We start from the raw sequence: 19169 nt of genomic DNA, 5'->3' as shown, positions 1-19169 counted from the left end.
TACACCCCAGGGTTGGCGGTACGCCCCAAGAACCCGACTCCAGGGGGATTCGCCTGTCAGAGCGTTGTTCTAATGTCCCCGACATGTCGTGGAAGCGTGGAGTGCTCGCCGCGCTCGCGGTCTGCGTCCTGCTCGGCGGATCGGCGGGCTGCGGCACCGGCGCCGCACACGAGCGGAGGGATGCGGTGTCGCCCTCACCCGTGGGCAAAATCCTGGACGATACGGACAAAGAAGGACGGCACTACCGTGAGGTCGACAAGAAGAGCGCACCCGAGGTCGCCATCGAGGTCCAACCGGCCTCCGACGACGGCTGGGACGTCCGCCTGACCGTCCACCGCTTCCGCTTCTCGCCCGCCGCCGCCAAGGCGGAGGCCGTGGCCGGCCGCGGCGTCGCGCTGCTGTCCCTGGACGGCCGGAACCTCGCCACCCTGCGCACCGCCGAGTACCACCTCGCCGGCGAGCTGGTCCCACGCGGCACCCACCACGTCACCGCGCGCCTGTACGCCGACGACCGCACGGCGTGGGCCGTCCACGGCAAGCCCGTCGAGAGCACGGCGGACATCACCGCCTCCGGGGCCGCCGCGTCGGCCCGGCCGTCGACACCCACCGCGCCGCCCCCGTCGACCCCCGCGTCGACACCGACATCGACGCTGAGCGGGAACGACGTCGCGGGCCGAACCGACACGGGAGGTTCACCGGATCCCGGCGGAAAGGCATCATGAAGCCTGTGCCCCAAGCGACCTCGCTGCGCCGCGCGCCCGTTCAGCGGCGCAGCGCCGAACGACTGACCAGGATCCTCGACGCCTGTGCCGACCTCCTCGACGAGGTCGGCTACGACGCCCTGAGCACCCGGGCCGTGGCCCAGCGCGCGGGCGTCCCCATCGGCTCCGTCTACCGCTTCTTCGGCAACAAGCGCGCCATGGCCGACGCGCTCGCCCAGCGCAACCTCGAGCGCTACACCGAACGCGTCACCCAACGCCTCCGGGCGACAGGCGCACAGGGCTGGCGCGCCGCCATGGACGCCGTACTCGACGAGTACCTCGCCATGAAGCTCACCGCCCCCGGCTTCTCCCTCGTCGACTTCGGCAACCAGATACCCGTCGGCACCCGCGACGCCGAGCCCAACACCCGCGTCGCCGACCGCCTCACCGACCTCCTCTCCGACTACCTCGACCGCACCCCCGACGAAGACCTCCGGCGCACCTTCCTGGTCGCTGTGGAGGCCGCCGACAGCCTGGTCCACCTGGCCTTCCGGATCGCCCCGGAGGGGGACGAGCGGATCATCGGGGAGACGCGGGAGCTGCTGCGCGCCTATCTGGCACGGGTCCTGGACTGAGCAGGGCCTGATACAGGGGCTGTTGAGCCGAGGCGCGATTCCCGTCCCCGTTGCTATGGTGATCCGAGGCAGCCGAGCGGGGGAGGCGCGGAGTGTCCCGGGTCGTGTGTGTCCATGGCATCGGACAGCAGCACAGCGGCGAACAGGAACAGCACTCCCACTGGTATCCCGCGCTCGCGGACGGATTGCACCGAGTCGGCGCGCGGCCACTCGAACCCGCGGACGTTCACTGCGTCTTCTACGGAGACCTGTTCCGGCCGCCCGGCCGGACCCTCGCGGTCCAGGACCCGCCGCTCGACGCCTCGGACGTCGGCGAGGGCTTCGAGACCGACCTCCTCCTCGCCCTGTGGGCGGAGGCGGCCCGCACCGACGAGGGCGTGATGCCACCCGACGCCCGTACCCTGGCCCGCACCCCACGAGCCGTCCAGCGCGCCCTGGACGCACTCAGCCAGTCCCGCTTCTTCTCCTCGATCGCCCTGCGCGCCCTCGTGCTCGATCTCCGGCAGGTCCGCGCCTACCTCTGCGGATCCGCCGTTCGCGACGCCGTACAACAACGGGTCGCCGCCACGGTGACCCCGCGCACGGAGATGGTCGTCGGCCACTCGCTGGGCAGCGTCGTGGCGTACGAAGCCCTGTGCGCCCACCCCGAATGGCCGGTCCGCGCTCTGCTCACCCTCGGCTCACCCCTCGGCATCCGGAATCTGGTCTTCGACCGGCTGCGGGCGGGCGCGGGCGGGAAGCCCGGCGACTGGCCCGGAGCGGTGGAGTCCTGGACCAACATCGCCGACGAAGGCGATGTCGTCGCCCTGGTGAAAGACCTGCGCCCGCTGTTCGGCGACGCGGTCCGCTGCCACCTCGTGCACAACGGCTCACGGGCGCACGACGCCACGCGCTACCTCAACACCGTCGAGGCGGGCCGGGCGGTCGCCCATGGCTGTCCAGCCGGATGAGGGCCGGGCGCCCGACGGCCCGCCGCGCCGCTACCTGATCACAGCGGCCGTCCCTCGCGTGCACGCACGCCCCGATCTGGACCGGCCCGAACTCGCCGACGACGTCAGGCGTATGGAGGACCTGTTCGTCGGCCTCCTCGGCTACGAGCGGGCGGCCGTCACCGGACCCGATCCGACGAAGGAGCAACTGCTCAAGGCGCTGAGGACGTTCGCCGTGTCCGAGGAACGGCGCCCGGACGACTACGTGGTCCTCTACTTCGCGGGGCACGGGACCATCGCGGAACAGAGCGGCCGGCACTACCTCCTGACCGCCGACAGCGACCACGACCTGCGAGGGACCGCGCTGCGCTCGGAAGACCTGGTCGGAGAGCTGTGGGACGAGACAGGGATCGAACGGCTGCTGGTGCTGCTGGACGCATGCCACTCCGAGGAGGGCATGGACGCCGCCCTGCGCGGCGCGCTCACGGCCCGCCGTTTCCGACCTGTCACCGGCAAGACCGCGGGCAACGGTCTGGTCATGATTTCCTCCTGCCGCCGAAAGCAGGAGACAGCGCCCGGGGCCCTGTCGAAGGCTCTCGACCGAGCCGTCCGCGACCGGGCGAACGCCGACCGGGCACCGGAGCACCTCGACCTCAACAACATCCTGTACGCCCTCTCGCAGGACCCGCGGCTGCCCGCCTGGCAGCAGCCGCGTACCTCGCTGCTCGATGGCACCGCCGGCCTGCCCCTGTTCCTCCCCAACCCCAGATACGTCCGGGGAGCCCGCGACCGCAGGGTCGACGAGGGCGATGAACTCTTCGCCCGTCTCGCCCGCCAACGTGACGACCGCAAGACCGAGGTGACCAGCCACTTCGACCCCAGAGCTCGCGGCACCGACCTCCCCGCCCAGGACGTCGCGCACTTCACCGGCCGCCATGCCGCGCTGCGCGCGATCAACGCCTGGCTCTCCCCGGAGCGGGCGGCCGAGCGGCTGTGCGTGGTCACGGGGGAACCCGGCTCCGGGAAGTCCGCCGTGCTGGGTCTCTTCGCGATCCTCAGCGACCGGCAACGCCGCGCCTCCCTGCCGCGGGACGGGCTTCCCGCCGACACCGTGCCCGAGCCAGGGTCCATCGACGACTCCGTGCTCGCGAGCCACAAGTCCACCCGCCAGATCATCGACCGCATCGCCACCGCGGCGGGAGTCCCCGGCGCACATTCCGTCGAGGCGCTGATTCCGGCGCTACAGCGCCGAGAACGGCTGGTGGTGCTCATCGACGCCGTCGACGAGGCGCTGGATCCGCAAGGGCTCGTCGAAGCACTGATGCTGCTCTCCGACGCCGAACTGGGACTGCCGCTGCGCCTGCTGATCGGAGCCCGACCCCATATCGCGGTACGGCTCGGCCCCCGCGCCCTGCGCATCGACCTCGACGACGAGTCCTACACGGACCCGGAAGCCGTCCGCGCGTACGCCCACAAGGTACTCACGGCTCCCGGTTCGACCCTCGTCCGTCACCGGCAGGATCACCTAGGCGCCATCGCGGACGCGGTCGCCGAAGCGGCGGGGAGATCCTTCCTCGTCGCGTTGATCACAGCGCGCACCCTCGTGCGGGAAGACCCGCCGAACGATCCGTACCACCCCGGATGGCGAGCCGCCCTGCCCAAGATGCCGGGCCAGGCCATGCAACGCGACCTGGAACGTCTCGGAGCGGACCGCACCCGGGCCAGGGACCTGCTGCTCCCTGTGGCCTTCGCGCAGGGCGTCGGGCTGCCCTGGGGCGCTGTCTGGCCACGACTTGCGACAGCCCTGGCCGGACGGCCCTACAGCGGAGAGGACATCGCCTGGCTCCTGGAAGTCGCGGGCTCCTATCTGGTGGAAGCCGAGGAGGACCACGGGTCGGTCTACCGCGTCTACCACCAAGCGCTCATCGACTACCTGCGGGAGGGCGTGGACGCCCGGGCGGTCCAGCACACCATCACCCGAGTGCTGCGTGAGATCCCGCACCCGTACACACGCCGACACCTGGCCCGGCACGCCGCGGAGGGCGCCGTCCTCGACGAACTCGTGCAGGACGCCGACTTCGTACTCGGCTGCGATCCGGGGCACCTGCTGGCCGCACTGCCCTCGCTGCGCACCCACGACGGAATCGGAGCGGGTCAGGCGCTGCGCGACATCGAGGACATGCTGCGCGAACGAGGAGGGCGAGGCCCGGACCCCGAAGCACGGGCCCGGCTGCGTCTCGCGGCCGTCTGCCGCCGGGCGGACCGGCTCGCACGTACCTGCGACGAAGGTGAGCCACTGCCCTGGCGGGCACGCTGGGCGGTGTGGGATCCGCAGGAAGGCGCGAGGTCCCTCGCCGCTCCGCCCGCGTGCCCCGGCGTCGTCGTGCCCGTCGCGCACGGCGGTGCCCGCTTCCTCGGCGTCGTCGAGGGCCCCACCCCGCTGCGGCAGTGGGATCTGCTCAAGGGCGATCTCGTCTGGACCGCCCGGCTTCCGTTCGGGCTGTGGGAGGAGACGCTGACGGCGCTGCCCGCGCTGGGCTCGTACGCGGCCGTACTGTCCACCGACTTCGGCGATGTGCGCAGCGTGACCAAGCGGGTGCTCGGGAACGCGGCCGTGCCCGAGGCGCGGCTTCTGCACCTGTGGGAGCTGAGGTCGGGCCGGGGCACGCCGGAGACCTGGCGGCTGCCCGCCCATCCGGTGCTGGACCCGGAAGGAGAGGCGCGCGGTCTTGTTCCCGCCGAGCAGGTGACGGTTGTCCAGGCGGCGGCCGACACGCCGACGGACTCCGGCGTCCGCTATGCCGCGCTCCGCTTTCGTGGCGGCCAGGTCGTCGTGCACGACTTGCTCCGGGGCAGTGGTCTGCCGGAGCCGCGCAGACAGTGGCGTCAGGTCCATCCCGCCGACGTGGCGCTGTACGAGCGGCTGCGGGAGCAGTCGGGGGCCGTCATCTCGGCCACGCTCGGACCCGCACTGCCCGAACGGGGCACACGTATGGAGCGGCCGCGCGGTACCCAGGTCACGCTGCCGCCCGTCACCTGCTGCGCGGCTCCTTCCGGGGCGGCACCGGGCGAACTGCTCCTGGGGCACGCGGACGGGAGCGTCACGGTGTACACCGTGGGGCGGCACGGGCTGCGTCGTATCGTGACCGGCCACGAGGGACCCGTCACCTCCGTGGAGGTGATCCGTTCGCACGCCGACGGCCCACAGGTGGTCACGGCGGCCCGCGACGGCTCGGTCCGGCTGAGTTCGCTGATCACTGGCGAACCCGTCAGAACGCTGCTTCACGGCTCGGCCAACGTGAACTCCCTCGCCGTGCACTGGGCGGGCAGCCAGTGGCTGGCCGCGGTGGTCACCGCGGACGCTTCGCTGCACCGGATCGACGTGGACAGCGGCCGCCCCGTAGGGCGCCCCCTGCGCGTCGGCACGGGCGAGGGGACTGTGCTGACGGCACTCGACCTGCGGCGTACCCCGAGCGTCGTGGTCCAGACACCGGGGCGCGGTGTCCAGGCGTACGACCTGGAGACCGGAGAGCGGATCGGCGGCCGCACCGTACGCCACGAGGCCACCGCCGTCCGCATGGTGGACGGCACGGTGTGGGTGGGTGGCTCGGACGGCGTCATCCACTGCTGGCCCACCGAGCACGCCGCCAACGCCACCCGTACAGAGGCCCACGACGACCGTGTTCTCGCGCTCGGGGCGATCCGCGGCCCCGGAGGGGTTCCCGCGGTCGTCAGCGTCGGCCAGGACCACATGATCCGCTGCTGGTCCGCCGACGGCACCCCCCACGAGCTCTGGCACCGCACCGTTCCACACCCCTACCCGTGGGAACTGCCCCTGTACGGAGCGGCGGCGACCGGGCGTACGTCGACCGGCCGCGATCTTGTGGTGACGGGGGAGTACGGGGGGCGCGTGCGCGTCCTCGTGCTGCGGGACGGACTCGCGGTGGCCGAGCAGGAGTTCACCGTCCCCGAGATCGTCACGGCCCTTTGCACCGGCCGGGTGCGCGGTCGCGACGTCGTCGTCGTGGGGACCGACACGGGACGCATCTCGTGCTGGGACGTCACCGCAGAGCGTTGGTACGCCCGAGGGCCACAACCGGACCGCGAGCGCTGGACGACGGCGCTGGCGCTCGCCCCCGACGGCTCCGGGCGGCTCGGAGTGGGCGCCGACGACGGCACGGTACGCGAATGGTCCCTGCCCGAGTGCCGGCCGCTCGGACCGGCGCGTACCGCACACACGTCACGTGTGACGGCCCTGTCCCATGTGCCGGGCCCCGACCACCCTCTGCTGGTCAGCGCGGGCGACGACCGGCGGTTGGTGCGCACGGGGCCGGCCGGCACGAGCGTGCTGCCCAAACCCGTGTCCGCTCTTGCCGGGGCCGACGGAGGTGTCCTGTGCGGAGACGACACCGGCGATGTCTTCCTGCTCCGGCACACCGAGGACGGCTGGCACACCGCTCGGTCCCTGGAGGCGGTGCGGCCGGTGCTGGCGGTCACCGTCGTCTCCCACGGAGACGTGAACGAGGTGGTCGCGGGCGGACCGGACGGCGAGTTGCTCATCCGCGACGGGGCCGACGGAACCGCCCGTGGCCGTCTGCGGTCGATCTGCGGGAGCGCGGTGGGGGCGCTGGCGACCGAGTACGCGCCCGGCCCGGTACTGCGGACCCACAGCGCGCGCGGCATCGTGGAGAGCTGGGACTTCGCCGACCCGGCACGAAGATGGCTCGGGGTGTCGGAGCTCGACCACCGCAGGACACCCGGGACCTGGGAGATACGACTCGGGGAGCGCCGGGTCGCGGTGTCGTGGTCGGACTTCACGAGGAGACTCGAGACCAGGACCGAGCCGTGGATGACGCGGAGCGCGCTGCTCAGTCTCTCCTGGTCCCTGCTCACCAGACGGCGCCCGGATCCGCGCTTCACCGCCCTGCGGCTCGAAGACCTCGACGACGGCGGTGTCTTCCAAGGAGACGTCCTCGGCTCGCGCGCCAGGAACGTGCTCGCGATGAACGACGCCCACGGTGCGAGCCTCCTGGTGGTGGGGCGGAGCCTGGTGCGGGTGTACGCGGTGGACCCGGGCGACCTCGGCCGTGCGGAACAGCTGACCATCCATCCGGTGCCCTTCGGCATACACCATGCGACGGTGCTCCCCGGACGACGCGCGTACGCGGTGGCGGGGGAGCAGGCCGGTGAGCTGGCCGTGTTCGGCCTGGACGCCGACGAGCCGCAGCTCATCGACATTCCCTCCGCCGTGACCGACCTCGCGGCGGGCCCCGACGGCACGCTGGTCGTCGCGACCCGCAACGGACTGGTCGTTCTCGACTGACCGTCCCGGAGACGGTCCACGGGCCCGGCCCTCGCGATTCTCCGACGTGATCCTCCAGAGCCCTCCCGCCCATCCGTACCGGTCGGTATGCTCATCCCCAGTCCGTGTGCCACCGTCGCCACCGTCCTCCGGGAGGACCCGTGTCCCGCACCTCCGGCGCCACCCCCGACTCCCGCACCGCCCTGCGCGTCTGCCCCCTCTGCGAGGCCACCTGCGGGTTGACCCTCACCATAGAGGGCACCCGCGTCACCGGCGCCCGCGGCGACCGCGACGACGTCTTCAGCAAAGGGTTCATCTGCCCCAAGGGCGCTTCCTTCGGCGCCGCCGACGGCGACCCCGACCGGCTGCGCACCCCCCTCGTCCGCACGGACGGCGAACTGCGCGAGGCCACCTGGCAAGAGGCCTTCGACGCGATCGCGGCGGGCCTCGGCCCGATCGTCGAGCAGTACGGCCCGCACGCCCTCGGCATCGTCCTCGGCAACCCGAACGTGCACACCATGGCCGGCGCCCTCTACCCGCCCGTCCTGCTCAGCGCGCTGCGCACCCACAGCGTCTTCACCGCCTCCACGCTCGACCAGATGCCCAAACACGTCTCCAGCGGCCTGCTCTACGGCGACGCCAACGCGATCCCGGTCCCGGACCTCGACCACACCGACCACCTCCTCCTCATCGGCGCCAACCCCCTGGAATCCAACGGAAGTCTGTGCACCGCCCCCGACTTCCCCGGCAAGCTCAAGGCACTGCGCGCCCGCGGCGGCACCCTGACGGTCATCGACCCGCGCACCACCCGTACCGCCAAACTCGCCGACCGCCACGTGACCATCCGCCCCGGCACCGACGCCCTGCTGCTCGCCGCGATGACGTACGTCCTCTTCGAGGAGAAACTCGTCGACCTGCGCGACCTCGCCCCGCACGTCCACGACGTCGAAGAACTCGCCACCGCCGTACGGGACTTCACCCCCGAGGCCGCGAGCGAGGCCTGCGACGTGGACGCCGACACCATCCGCGAACTCGCCCGCGAACTCGCCGCCGCCCCCACCGCCGCCGTCTACGGCCGCATCGGCAGTTGCACCGTCCCGCACGGCACCCTCGCCAGCTGGCTCGTCGACGTCCTCAACATCCTCACCGGCAACCTCGACCGTCCCGGCGGCGCCCTCTTCCCGCAAGCCGCCACCGACAAGACCCCCCGCCCCGCCGGACCCGGCCGCGGCTTCGCGCTCGGCCGCTGGCACAGCCGGGTGAGCCGCCACCCCGAGGCCAAGGGCGAACTCCCGCTCGCCGCACTCGCCGAGGAGATCGACACCGCCACACACGAGGGCAGCCCCGTCCGCGCCCTCATCGCCATCGGCGCCAACCCCGTACTGTCGGCACCCGACGGCAACCGCCTCGACAAGGCCCTCGACTCCCTCGACTTCATGGTCAGCGTCGACCCGTACCTGAACGAGACCGCACGCCACGCCGACGTCGTGCTGCCGCCGCCCCCGCCCTCCCAGAGCGCCCACCACGACTTCGCCTTCAACACCCTCGCCGTACGCAACCAGGTCCGCTACAACCGCCCCGCCGTCCCTCTCGAACCGGGCCGCATGGCCGAGACCGAGATCCTCGCCCGGCTGGTGCTCGCCGCCACCGGCATGCACGGCGCCGACCCGTCCGCCGTGGACGCCATGGTCATCGACTCCACCCTCGGCAAGGCCGTCCAGGACCCGCACGGACCCGTCCACGAACGCGACCCGAAAGAACTCGCCACGCGGCTCACCGGCGAGAGCGGACCCGAACGCCGGCTCGACATGATGCTGCGCCTCGGCCCCTACGGCGAGGGCTTCGGCGCCCGGCCCGACGGCCTGAGCCTGGAGAAACTGCTCGCCCACCCGCACGGCATCGACCTCGGACCGCTGCGCCCCCGTCTGCCGCAGCCGCTGAAGACGCGCAGCGGAAAGATCGAGCTGCTGCCGGCGCCGATCGTCGACGATCTTCCCCGGCTGCGCGCCGCCCTGCGCGAGCGTCCGGCCGCGATCGTCCTCGTCGGCCGCCGCCATCTGCGCTCCAACAACAGCTGGATGCACAACGTCCCCGCCCTCACCGGCGGCACCAACCGCTGCACCCTGCACATCCACCCCGAGGACGCGGCACGCCTCGGCCTCGCCGACGGGACGGCCGTGCGCGTCAAGGGCGCCGGGGGAGAAGTGGTCGCCCCGGCCGAGGTCACGGACACCGTACGACGTGGGGTGGTGAGCCTGCCGCACGGCTGGGGACACGACCGCCCCGGCACCCGGATGAGCCATGCGGCCCTCGATCCGGGCGTCAACGTCAACCAGCTCCTCGACGGCTCGCTCCTCGACCCGCTGTCGGGTACGGCGGTGCTCAACGGGGTGCCGGTGGAGCTCGCAGCGTGCCCGTAGCGGGCCTCCGCTCCCCGAGACAAGCCTGTGACCTGGAGTTTTGCGCTTATTGCTCGCGTGTCAACATCTTGTTAACGCAATCTTGCGCGACCTAACGTCATCGCACCGCCGTCCCTGGTGGGAGTTCAAGGGCGAACGTTAGGTAATCCAACTCATGCTGACCATCCTCGGCTTCACCATGATCGCGACCTTCCTGGTCCTGATCATGCTGAAGAAGATGTCGCCGATCGCGGCGCTCGTGCTGATCCCGGCACTCTTCTGTGTCTTCGTCGGAAAGGGCGCCAAGCTCGGTGACTACGTCATCGACGGCGTCACCAGCCTCGCCCCCACCGCGGCGATGCTGATGTTCGCGATCGTCTACTTCGGTGTGATGATCGACGTCGGTCTCTTCGACCCGATCGTCCGGGGGATCCTCAAGTTCTGCAAGGCCGACCCGCTGCGGATCGTGGTCGGCACGGCGCTCCTCGCCGCGATCGTCTCCCTCGACGGCGACGGCTCGACCACCTTCATGATCACGGTCTCGGCGATGTACCCGCTGTACAAGCGCCTCAAGATGAGCCTGGTCGTGATGACCGGCGTCGCCGCCATGGCCAACGGCGTCATGAACACGCTCCCCTGGGGCGGCCCCACGGCCCGCGCCGCGACCGCGCTGAAGCTCGACGCCAGCGACATCTTCGTCCCGATGATCCCGGCCCTCGCCGTCGGCCTGCTCGGCGTCCTCGCCCTCTCGTACGTTCTCGGGCGCCGCGAGCGCAAGCGGCTCGGCGTGCTGACGCTGGACGAGGTCCTGGAGCCGGAGACCGAGACGGTGCTCGTCGGCGCGGGTGCGGGCGCCTCCGGCGACGGCGCCGACGCCGTCGGCGGGGCGAAGAGGGCGGCGCGCACGGGTGGTTCGGGCTCCGGCTCCGGCACCGCTTCCGGCGCTGACGCCGATCTGCCCGAAGCGGACGACGACTTCCAGGGTCTCGACCCCCACCGCGCCACTCTGCGCCCCAAGCTCTACTGGTTCAACGCGCTCCTCACGGTCACGCTGCTCACCGCCATGATCATGGAGTGGCTGCCGATCCCGGTCCTCTTCCTGCTCGGCGCCGCACTCGCGCTCACCGTCAACTTCCCCCACATGCCCGACCAGAAGGCCCGCCTCGGCGCCCACGCCGAGAACGTCCTCAACGTCTCCGGCATGGTCTTCGCCGCCGCCGTCTTCACCGGCGTCCTCCAGGGCACCGGCATGGTCGACCACATGTCCAAGTGGCTGGTCTCCAACATCCCCGACGGGATGGGCCCGCACATGGCCCTCGTCACCGGTGTCCTCAGCATCCCGCTCACCTACTTCATGTCGAACGACGGCTTCTACTTCGGTGTCCTCCCGGTCCTCGCCGAAGCGGGCCAGGCACACGGAGTCTCGTCCCTGGAGATCGCCCGCGCCTCGCTCGTCGGCCAGCCGCTGCACATGTCCAGCCCGCTGGTGCCCGCCGTATACGTCCTCGTCGGCATGGCGAAGGTCGAATTCGGCGACCACACGAGGTTCGTGGTGAAGTGGGCGGCGCTGACTTCGCTGGTGGTGTTGGGGGCGGGGATTGTGTTCGGCATCATCTGACGGGTGGGTGTCGGCTGACAGTTTCTGTCATCTGTCATCTGTCATGCGAAATCCGTCACCTGTTATCTGTCAGTCGATATCAGCCAGTCGATACCCGTCATCTGCCACCTGTTCTCTGAAATCCGTCATCTGTAATCCGTCATCGGATGGAGGGGTGTCCCCGTGGGGCCCGGTCGGAACCGCGGCTGGCTGCTGCGCCTCGTCATCGCCTTCGGCTTCGCGCAGGGGGCGGTGTCGATGGCCCGGCCCGCCGTCTCCTACCGGGCCCTCGCCCTGGGCGCCGACGAACGCGCCATCGGTGTGATCGCCGGTGTGTACGCCCTGTTGCCCCTCTTCGCCGCCGTACCGCTGGGCCGCCGTACCGACCACGGACGTTGTGCCCCGCTGCTGCCCGTCGGGGTCGTCCTCATCGCCGGCGGTTGCGCGCTCAGCGGTACGGCGGACTCGCTGGTGGCGATGGCTGCCTGGAGCGGGGTGATGGGCCTGGGTCACCTCTGCTTCGTCATCGGCGCCCAGTCGATCGTGGCCCGGCAGTCCGCGCCGCGGGAACAGGACCGCAACTTCGGCCATTTCACCATCGGCGCGTCCCTGGGCCAACTGGTCGGGCCGATCGTCGCGGGCCTTCTGATCGGGGGCCCGGACAGGGCGGGCAGCAGCGCGCAGGCCCTGCTCGTGGCGGGCGCGCTCGCCGCGGTGTCGTTCACCTCGCTGTGGCGCATCGAGCACCGTACGCCCGCCGAGTCCCGTACGGCTCAGGGCGACCGTGTGCCCGTGCACCGCATTCTGCGCGCCCGGGGCGTACCCGCCGGAATCCTCATCAGCCTCTCCGTGCTGTCCGCGACGGACATCCTGACCGCGTATCTGCCCGTGGTCGGCGAGCACCGGGGCATCGCGCCGTCCGTGATCGGTCTGCTGCTCAGTCTGCGCGCGGCGGCGACCATCGCCTGTCGACTGGTCATGACGCCGATGCTGCGACTGCTGGGCCGGGCGGCGCTGCTCACCGCGACCTGTCTGGTGGCCGGTGTGCTGTGCGCGGGTCTGGCGCTGCCCGTGCCGGTGTGGGCGCTGGCCGCGATGCTGCTGGTCCTCGGCTTCTGTCTGGGCGTCGGCCAGCCGCTGTCCATGACGACGGTCGTGCAGGCCGCCCCGGACGAGGCCCGCTCCACGGCCCTGGCCCTGCGGCTGACCGGCAACCGTCTGGGGCAGGTGGCCGCCCCGGCCGCGGCAGGGCTGGTCGCCGGGGCCGCCGGTGTGGCCGCGCCGTTCGTGATGTTGGGCGCGCTGTTGGTGCTGTCCTCGGGCGTCGCGCTGCGCTCGCCGAGGAAGGCGCCCGCGGGCCGTGCCGAGCCCGTACGGCCCGGAGTGCGCCTGCGGCGCAAGAGCGACATCTGACCTCCGCGACCGGCCCGACGAGGGTGTGGCGAAGTGTCTGTCGGGCCGGTGGGCGATCGTCCGTTTCCGCCGCGCCCGAACAGGGGCGGGAAGCGACACGCCGGATCCCGCCGGGTGTCTTCCCCCGGGTGGTCGCGGTCCGTTAACTTCCGTGACTCATACGTCCCTTGCGGCCCGCTCGGGGCGTCTCGACCGCGGAGCGACAGCGCCCTTTGAGCCCCCGGGGGCACCCTTCATGACACGCGCCATCTCCCTGCACCAGGTCAGCAAGTCGTATACGCGCGGGGTCCGCGTGGTGGAGCGGCTGTCGCTGGACATCCGGCCGGGCGAGTTCCTCGTCCTGCTCGGTCCCTCCGGCTGCGGCAAGTCGACCGTGCTCAGGATGATCGCCGGCCTGGAGAACGCCACTGAGGGCGAGGTGCGTCTCGACGGTGAGGACGCGGGCGATCTGCCGCCGTCCGAGCGGGACATGGCGATGGTCTTCCAGAACTTCGCCCTCTACCCGAGCATGACGGGCCGCGACAACATCGGTTTCCCGTTGCGCATCGAGACCCCCGGCGAGGACCCGCGTCCGCGTGTCGACGCCACCGCCCGGATGCTCGGCATCGAGGACCTCCTCGACCGTTTTCCCCACCAGTTGTCGGGCGGCGAGCGCCAGCGCGTGGCGATGGGCCGAGCGATCGCGCGCCACCCTTCCGCCTTCCTGATGGACGAGCCGCTCTCCAACCTCGACGCCAAACTCCGCAACCATCTGCGTGCCGAGATCGCCTCGCTCACCAGGGGGTTGGGCGTCACCACGGTGTACGTCACCCACGACCAGGCCGAGGCGCTGTCGCTCGGCGACCGGGTCGCCATCCTGCGTGGCGGCGTCCTCCAGCAAGTGGGCACACCCCGCACGGTCTACGCACTGCCGGCGAACGTCTTCGTCGCCGCCTTCATCGGCACCCCCCGCATCAATCTGCTGCGCGGCCTGGTCCGGGCGCCGCTCGACGGGGCGATGACGATCAGCCTCGGCAAGCAGTATCTGCCGCTGCGCGAGCCCTGGTCGGTGGACCAGCGGTTGCTGCGGGTGCAGCAGGGCCGCGAGGTCATCGTCGGGCTGCGTTCCGAGGCCGTCCGCCTGGCCAAGCCGTCGGAGGCCCGGCCCGGCGAGGTGGCGATCAGCGGTCTCGTCGAGCATGTGGAGTTCCAGGGGCACGAGGTGCTCGTCCACTTCAACACCGGCTCGCGGCCCGCGTTCGTCCCGGATCTGGAGGCGCCGCGCCCGGTCCGCCCGGTCGGGCGCCGCCGTCGTGAGGGCTCGCTCCTCGACCGTCTCCGGGACCGCCGGGCCGGTCTGCGGGCCGGCCCGGTGGTCGACCTCGACGAGCCCGCCGGCATGGGTCCCGCCCGCGACGACGAGATACCTCCGGAGGGCCGGCTCCCCGGCGACCTGGTGGTCCGCACCACCCCCGACTTCGACCTCCGTCACGGCATGCAGGTGCCCCTCCTCGTCGACCTCGCCCATCTGTTCGTCTTCGACCAGCACGGCGAACGCATCAGCCCCGCTCCGGCGCGGCTGCCGGACCTGGACGAGTGAGGTGAGCAGGGTGAGTCGCGGGAAGACGTCTGGCGCCTGAAAACTAACACCGCTAGTTTGTGGTTCGGACGACGCCGCGAGGCGGACGGTACGCCCCCGCCCGGGAGGAACACGATGAAGGCACATGACGGCATGTACATCGACGGTGCTTGGCGCCCCGCCGCCGGGACGGACACGATCGAGGTCGTGAACCCGGTGGACGAACAGGTTCTCGGCCGGGTGCCGGCGGGCACGGCCGAGGACGTCGACACCGCCGTACGGGCCGCCCGCGCCGCCTTCCCCGCCTGGGCCGCGACGCCGCCCGCCGAGCGGGCCGCGCGGCTCGGCGCCCTGCGTGACGTCCTCACCGCACGCAAGGACGAGATCGCCGAGACGGTCACGGCGGAGCTCGGCTCCCCGCTGTCCTTCTCGCAGGCGGTCCACGCGACCGTACCGATCCTGGTCGCGGGCTCGTACGCCGAACTGGCGGCCACGTACGCCTTCGAGGAGAAGGTCGGCAATTCGACCGTCTACCAGGAACCGATCGGTGTCGTCGGCGCGATCACGCCCTGGAACTACCCGCTGCACCAGATCGTCGCCAAGGTGGCCCCCGCGCTCGCGGCGGGCTGCACGGTCGTCCTGAAGCCCGCCGAGGACACGCCGCTCACCGCCCAGCTCTTCGCGGAGGCGGTCGCGGAGGCGGGTGTCCCGGCGGGCGTCTTCAACCTCGTCACCGGCCTCGGCCCGGTCGCGGGCCAGGCCCTCGCCGAACACCCGGACGTGGACCTGGTCTCCTTCACGGGCTCCACGGCGGTGGGGCGGCGGATCGGAGCGACCGCCGGTGCGGCCGTCAAGCGGGTCGCCCTCGAACTCGGCGGCAAGTCGGCCAACGTCATCCTGCCGAGCGCCGACCTCGCCAAGGCCGTCAACGTCGGCGTCGCCAACGTGATGTCCAACTCCGGCCAGACGTGCAGCGCCTGGACCCGCATGCTCGTGCAGACCGCCCAGTACGAGGAGGCGGTCGAACTCGCCGCGACCGCCGCGGCGAAGTACGGGGACCGCATCGGCCCGGTCGTCAACGCCAAGCAGCAGGCGCGGGTGCGCGGTTACATCGACAAGGGCGTCGCCGAGGGCGCCCGGCTCGTCGCGGGCGGCCCCGAATCCCCGCGCGAGCAGGGGTATTTCGTCCAGCCGACGGTCTTCGCGGACGTCACCCCGGAGATGACGATCGCGCAGGAGGAGATCTTCGGCCCGGTGCTGTCGGTGATCCCTTACGAGGACGAGGAGGACGCCGTCCGGATCGCCAACGGCACGGTGTACGGGCTCGCGGGCGCGGTGTGGGCGGGTGACGAGGCCGAGGCGGTCGCCTTCGCGCGACGGCTCGACACCGGGCAGGTCGACATCAACGGTGGCCGGTTCAACCCCAGTGCCCCGTTCGGCGGTTACAAGCAGTCGGGGGTCGGACGGGAACTGGGCGCGCACGGACTGTCCGAGTATCTCCAGACGAAGTCCCTCCAGTTCTAGCCCGTTCCACTCCACTCCGTTCCACACCACTCCACTCCGTTCCACTCCATTCCCGTCAGTTCCAGAGTTCTGGGCCGAGGAGCTTTTACGTGGTTCGCGCTGCTGTACTTCCCGCCGTGGGCGCTCCCCTGGAGATCGCCGAGATCGACCTCCCGGCGCCCGGCCCCGGTCAGGTCCGCGTCCGGCTGGCCGCCGCCGGGGTCTGCCACTCCGACCTCTCGCTGTCCGACGGCACCATGCGGGTGCCCGTCCCCGCCGTCCTCGGCCACGAGGGTGCCGGGACCGTCGTCTCCGTCGGGGAGGGCGTGACGGGTGTCGAGCCCGGCGACGGAGTCGTCCTCAACTGGGCGCCCTCCTGCGGAAGGTGCCACGCCTGCTCGCTGGGGGAGGTGTGGCTGTGCGCCAACGCGCTGACCGGCGCGGGCGACGTGTACGCGCGGCGCGCCTCCGACGGGAGCGACCTCCATCCCGGCCTGAACGTCGCCGCGTTCGCCGAGGAGACCGTCGTGGCCGCAGGCTGCGTCCTCCCCGTCCCGGACGGCGTCCCCCTCACCGACGCCGCCCTCCTCGGCTGCGCCGTCCTCACGGGGTACGGCGCCGTCCACCACTCGGCGCGGGTCCGTGCCGGTGAGACCGTCGCCGTGTTCGGGGTGGGCGGGGTCGGGCTCGCGGCGCTCCAGGCGGCGCGGATCGCGGGCGCGTCGCAGGTCATCGCGGTGGACATCTCTCCGGAGAAGGAGTCACTGGCACGCGAGGCCGGTGCCACGCACTACGTCGTCGCCTCCGACACCACCGCCCGCGAGATCCGCTCCCTCACCGGCAAGCAGGGTGTCGACGTCGCCGTCGAGTGTGTGGGTCGGGCCGTGACCATTCGCGCGGCCTGGGACTCCACGCGCCGCGGTGGGCGTACGACGGTCGTCGGCATCGGTGGCAAGGACCAGCAGGTCACCTTCAACGCGTTGGAGATCTTCCACTGGGGCCGTACGCTGGCCGGCTGCGTGTACGGCAACTCCGACCCCGCGCGGGATCTGCCGGTGCTGGCGGAGCATGTGCGGGCGGGGCGGCTCGATCTGGGGATGCTGGTGACCGAGCGGATCAAACTGGACGGGATCGCGGGGGCGTTCGAGAACATGGTGGCGGGGAAGGGCGGACGAGCGCTGGTGGTGTTCTAGCCCCGGGTGGCGTGGTCGTCCGCGGGTGTGTGGGGACCGGTCGCGGGGTTCCTCGTGTCCCTGAAAGCCTTGGACCGGGGACGGGAGCGGGACACCGCGACCCCGGCCAGGCACAGTGCGCCGCCCGCGAGCGTGAGCAGCGCCGGTACCTCGTCGAGGAACAGCCAGGACATCGCGACGACGAGAGCGGGCACCGCGTAGGTCGTCGCGCCCATCCGGCTCGCGGTGGTCCGGGCCAGCGCGTACGCCCAGGTCGTGAACGCCAGCGCGGTCGGGAAGACGCCCAGGTAGAGCACGTTGAGGGTGGCGGCGGCGGGCGCGCTCGCCACGTCGTGGACGAGTTGCCCCGCGAACGGCAGGCACGCCACCGTCCCGACCAGACATCCGAACGTGGTCACCTGGAGGGCGCTCGCCCGCCCGAGCGCCGGCTTCTGCGCGACGACCCCCGCCGCGTAGCCGACGGCGGCGAGCAGACACAGGACCACTCCCAGCACCGAGGACCCACCCTCGCCGGACATCGACAACCCCACCGCGACCGCCCCCGCGAACGACACCGCCATGCCCGCGAGCAGCCGCGGTGGCATCGCGTCGCCGAGCAGTCGGGAGCCGAGCAGCGCGATGAGCAGCGGGCCGATGTTCACGACGAGCGCCGCCGTGCCGGCGTCCACCTGCTGCTCACCCCAGTTGAGCACCACCATGTAGAAGCCGAACCAGAGCAGGCCGGATATCGCGATCCCGCGCCGGGCCCCGCGCGGCGGCCACCCCTCGCCGCGTACGAGACAGAGGGCGCCCAGCGTGACGGATCCCGCCAGCAGCCGCCCCAGTGCCAGCGCGCCCGGCGAGTACGCCGCGCCCGCGCTGCGGATCGACACGAAGGCGGAGGCCCACAGCACGACCGTGACGGTCGCGGCGCCCGCGGCGAGCAGGTCCGCGCGACGGGCGGACGTGGGGGAGGTGGCGTTCATCATGGTCCCGAGGCTAGGTGGGGTACGGGGCAGGGCACTCGCGGCTTTCGGACGCCGCGGTGGGACATGGCCGGTCAGCGGAGTGCCGTCGGTTCGATGCCCAGGAGTTCCGCGAAGGCCCGCTCGCCGTCCGGCGTGACCTTGACCGCGCGCTCCGAGCCGATACGCACGCACCAGTGGGCGTCCAGGGCGTGGCGGCACAGGGCCGCGCCGGCGGTGCCCGCGAGGTGGGGGCGGCGTTCGGTCCAGTCGAGGCAGCCGCGGGTGAGGGGCCGGCGGCCGGTGCGGTTCAGGTCGATGCCTGCCTCGTCGAACCATCGCAGGCCCGCGTCCGTGAGCGCGAACCCGGTGTCCTGGCGGAGCAGGCCGCGGTGGGTGAGGGCGTCGGTGAGGGTGATGCCGAGGCGGCCCGCGAGGTGGTCGTAGCACGTGCGGGCGCGGGCCATCGCGGAGCCCGTGCCGGCTTCCCGCAGGGTGCGGGGGCGTCGGGTGGTGTCGGGGGCGACCTGGGCGGCGAGCTCCTCGACGAGTTGGGCGACGTGGGGGTCCGCCAGCCGTACGTAGCGGTGTCGGCCCTGTCGGTCCTCGGTGAGCAGGCCGCCCGCGACGAGCTTGCCCAGGTGTTCGCTGGCCGTCGAGGGGGCGACGTGGGCGTGCCTGGCCAGTTCACCCGCGGTCCAGGCGCGGCCGTCGAGCAGGGTGAGCAGGAAGGTGGCGCGGGTCTCGTCCGCGAACATCGCCGCCAGCGCGGCGAGTCCCGGTGCGACCGGATCCGTCGACCTCGTCATGCCACCCATCATCCGCCCTCGACCGTTCGGCCCCTGCCGAACGGTCTCCGGGCCGAGGGGTTCTTCGGCCGCGGGTGGGGGCTGGGCGCGCAGTTCCCCGCGCCCCTGAAGCGGGGGCTTCGCCCCGCATCCCCGCATCCGCCGCCCGACTCGTTCGGCCGACGGCCGGTGGGGGCCGACCGCGCA

General features: G+C 71.9%; 12 protein-coding genes. 10 read left to right on the top strand and 2 right to left on the bottom strand.

The features are described from left to right. Positions 1-83 precede the first annotated feature (83 nt). The 10 genes from AAFF41_RS12430 to AAFF41_RS12385 all read left to right on the top strand — a co-directional run bounded on the left by AAFF41_RS12430 (position 84) and on the right by AAFF41_RS12385 (position 17230). Positions 84-722, top strand: coding sequence for a nuclear transport factor 2 family protein (locus tag AAFF41_RS12430; protein ID WP_319744744.1), 639 nt, complete (start codon positions 84-86; stop codon positions 720-722). Continuing rightward, positions 719-1336, top strand: a complete 618-nt coding sequence (locus AAFF41_RS12425; RefSeq protein ID WP_319744746.1) for a TetR/AcrR family transcriptional regulator — start codon at positions 719-721, stop codon at positions 1334-1336. The genes AAFF41_RS12430 and AAFF41_RS12425 overlap by 4 nt, the downstream gene beginning before the upstream one ends. 92 nt (positions 1337-1428) lie before the next feature. Beyond that, on the top strand, positions 1429-2286 hold the full coding sequence (locus tag AAFF41_RS12420; RefSeq protein WP_319744748.1) for an alpha/beta hydrolase family protein: 858 nt from the start codon (positions 1429-1431) through the stop codon (positions 2284-2286). Beyond that, a complete protein-coding gene (locus AAFF41_RS12415; protein ID WP_343323959.1) occupies positions 2267-7588 on the top strand; it encodes a caspase family protein in 5322 nt (1773 codons plus the stop codon). Before AAFF41_RS12420 ends, AAFF41_RS12415 begins: the two co-directional genes overlap by 20 nt. A gap of 140 nt (positions 7589-7728) precedes the next feature. Continuing rightward, entirely contained in the window at positions 7729-9987 is a 2259-nt protein-coding gene (locus tag AAFF41_RS12410) for a molybdopterin oxidoreductase family protein (protein WP_343323958.1), read from the top strand. A 154-nt stretch (positions 9988-10141) separates the two neighbouring features. Beyond that, a complete protein-coding gene (locus tag AAFF41_RS12405) occupies positions 10142-11584 on the top strand; it encodes a CitMHS family transporter (RefSeq protein WP_343323957.1) in 1443 nt (480 codons plus the stop codon). A gap of 162 nt (positions 11585-11746) precedes the next feature. Then, the gene (locus AAFF41_RS12400) at positions 11747-12976 is read left to right on the top strand and encodes an MFS transporter (protein WP_319744756.1); all 1230 of its coding nucleotides are present in this window, start codon (positions 11747-11749) and stop codon (positions 12974-12976) included. A 235-nt stretch (positions 12977-13211) separates the two neighbouring features. Then, positions 13212-14555 (top strand): ABC transporter ATP-binding protein, encoded by a 1344-nt coding sequence (locus tag AAFF41_RS12395; protein ID WP_319744758.1) that lies wholly within the window; start codon positions 13212-13214, stop codon positions 14553-14555. Between the two features lie 114 nt (positions 14556-14669). Continuing rightward, the gene (locus AAFF41_RS12390) at positions 14670-16058 is read left to right on the top strand and encodes an aldehyde dehydrogenase family protein (protein WP_343323956.1); all 1389 of its coding nucleotides are present in this window, start codon (positions 14670-14672) and stop codon (positions 16056-16058) included. A gap of 89 nt (positions 16059-16147) precedes the next feature. Beyond that, positions 16148-17230, top strand: coding sequence for a Zn-dependent alcohol dehydrogenase (locus AAFF41_RS12385; RefSeq protein ID WP_319744762.1), 1083 nt, complete (start codon positions 16148-16150; stop codon positions 17228-17230). Here the strand turns inward: AAFF41_RS12385 and AAFF41_RS12380 are convergent. Then, entirely contained in the window at positions 17227-18195 is a 969-nt protein-coding gene (locus AAFF41_RS12380; RefSeq protein ID WP_425526244.1) for a DMT family transporter, read from the bottom strand. The two genes, AAFF41_RS12385 and AAFF41_RS12380, sit on opposite strands and share 4 nt — an antisense overlap. Before the next feature lie 74 nt (positions 18196-18269). Beyond that, on the bottom strand, positions 18270-18995 hold the full coding sequence (locus AAFF41_RS12375) for a metalloregulator ArsR/SmtB family transcription factor (RefSeq protein WP_319744766.1): 726 nt from the start codon (positions 18993-18995) through the stop codon (positions 18270-18272). Between the last annotated feature and the right edge of the window lie 174 nt (positions 18996-19169).

Source organism: Streptomyces mirabilis (assembly GCF_039503195.1).
Classification (GTDB): domain Bacteria; phylum Actinomycetota; class Actinomycetes; order Streptomycetales; family Streptomycetaceae; genus Streptomyces; species Streptomyces mirabilis_D.
This window is presented reverse-complemented; position numbering and strand designations above follow the sequence as displayed.

Excerpts from the sequence above, each read along its gene's own strand:
- AAFF41_RS12430 (WP_319744744.1), top strand. The coding sequence starts at position 84 with ATGTCGTGGAAGCGTGGAGTGCTCGCCGCGCTCGCGGTCTGCGTCCTG.
- AAFF41_RS12425 (WP_319744746.1), top strand. The coding sequence starts at position 719 with ATGAAGCCTGTGCCCCAAGCGACCTCGCTGCGCCGCGCGCCCGTTCAG.
- AAFF41_RS12415 (WP_343323959.1), top strand. The coding sequence starts at position 2,267 with ATGGCTGTCCAGCCGGATGAGGGCCGGGCGCCCGACGGCCCGCCGCGC.
- AAFF41_RS12405 (WP_343323957.1), top strand. The coding sequence starts at position 10,142 with ATGCTGACCATCCTCGGCTTCACCATGATCGCGACCTTCCTGGTCCTG.
- AAFF41_RS12395 (WP_319744758.1), top strand. The coding sequence starts at position 13,212 with ATGACACGCGCCATCTCCCTGCACCAGGTCAGCAAGTCGTATACGCGC.
- AAFF41_RS12390 (WP_343323956.1), top strand. The coding sequence starts at position 14,670 with ATGAAGGCACATGACGGCATGTACATCGACGGTGCTTGGCGCCCCGCC.
- AAFF41_RS12380 (WP_425526244.1), bottom strand. The coding sequence starts at position 18,195 with ATGAACGCCACCTCCCCCACGTCCGCCCGTCGCGCGGACCTGCTCGCC.
- AAFF41_RS12375 (WP_319744766.1), bottom strand. The coding sequence starts at position 18,995 with ATGATGGGTGGCATGACGAGGTCGACGGATCCGGTCGCACCGGGACTC.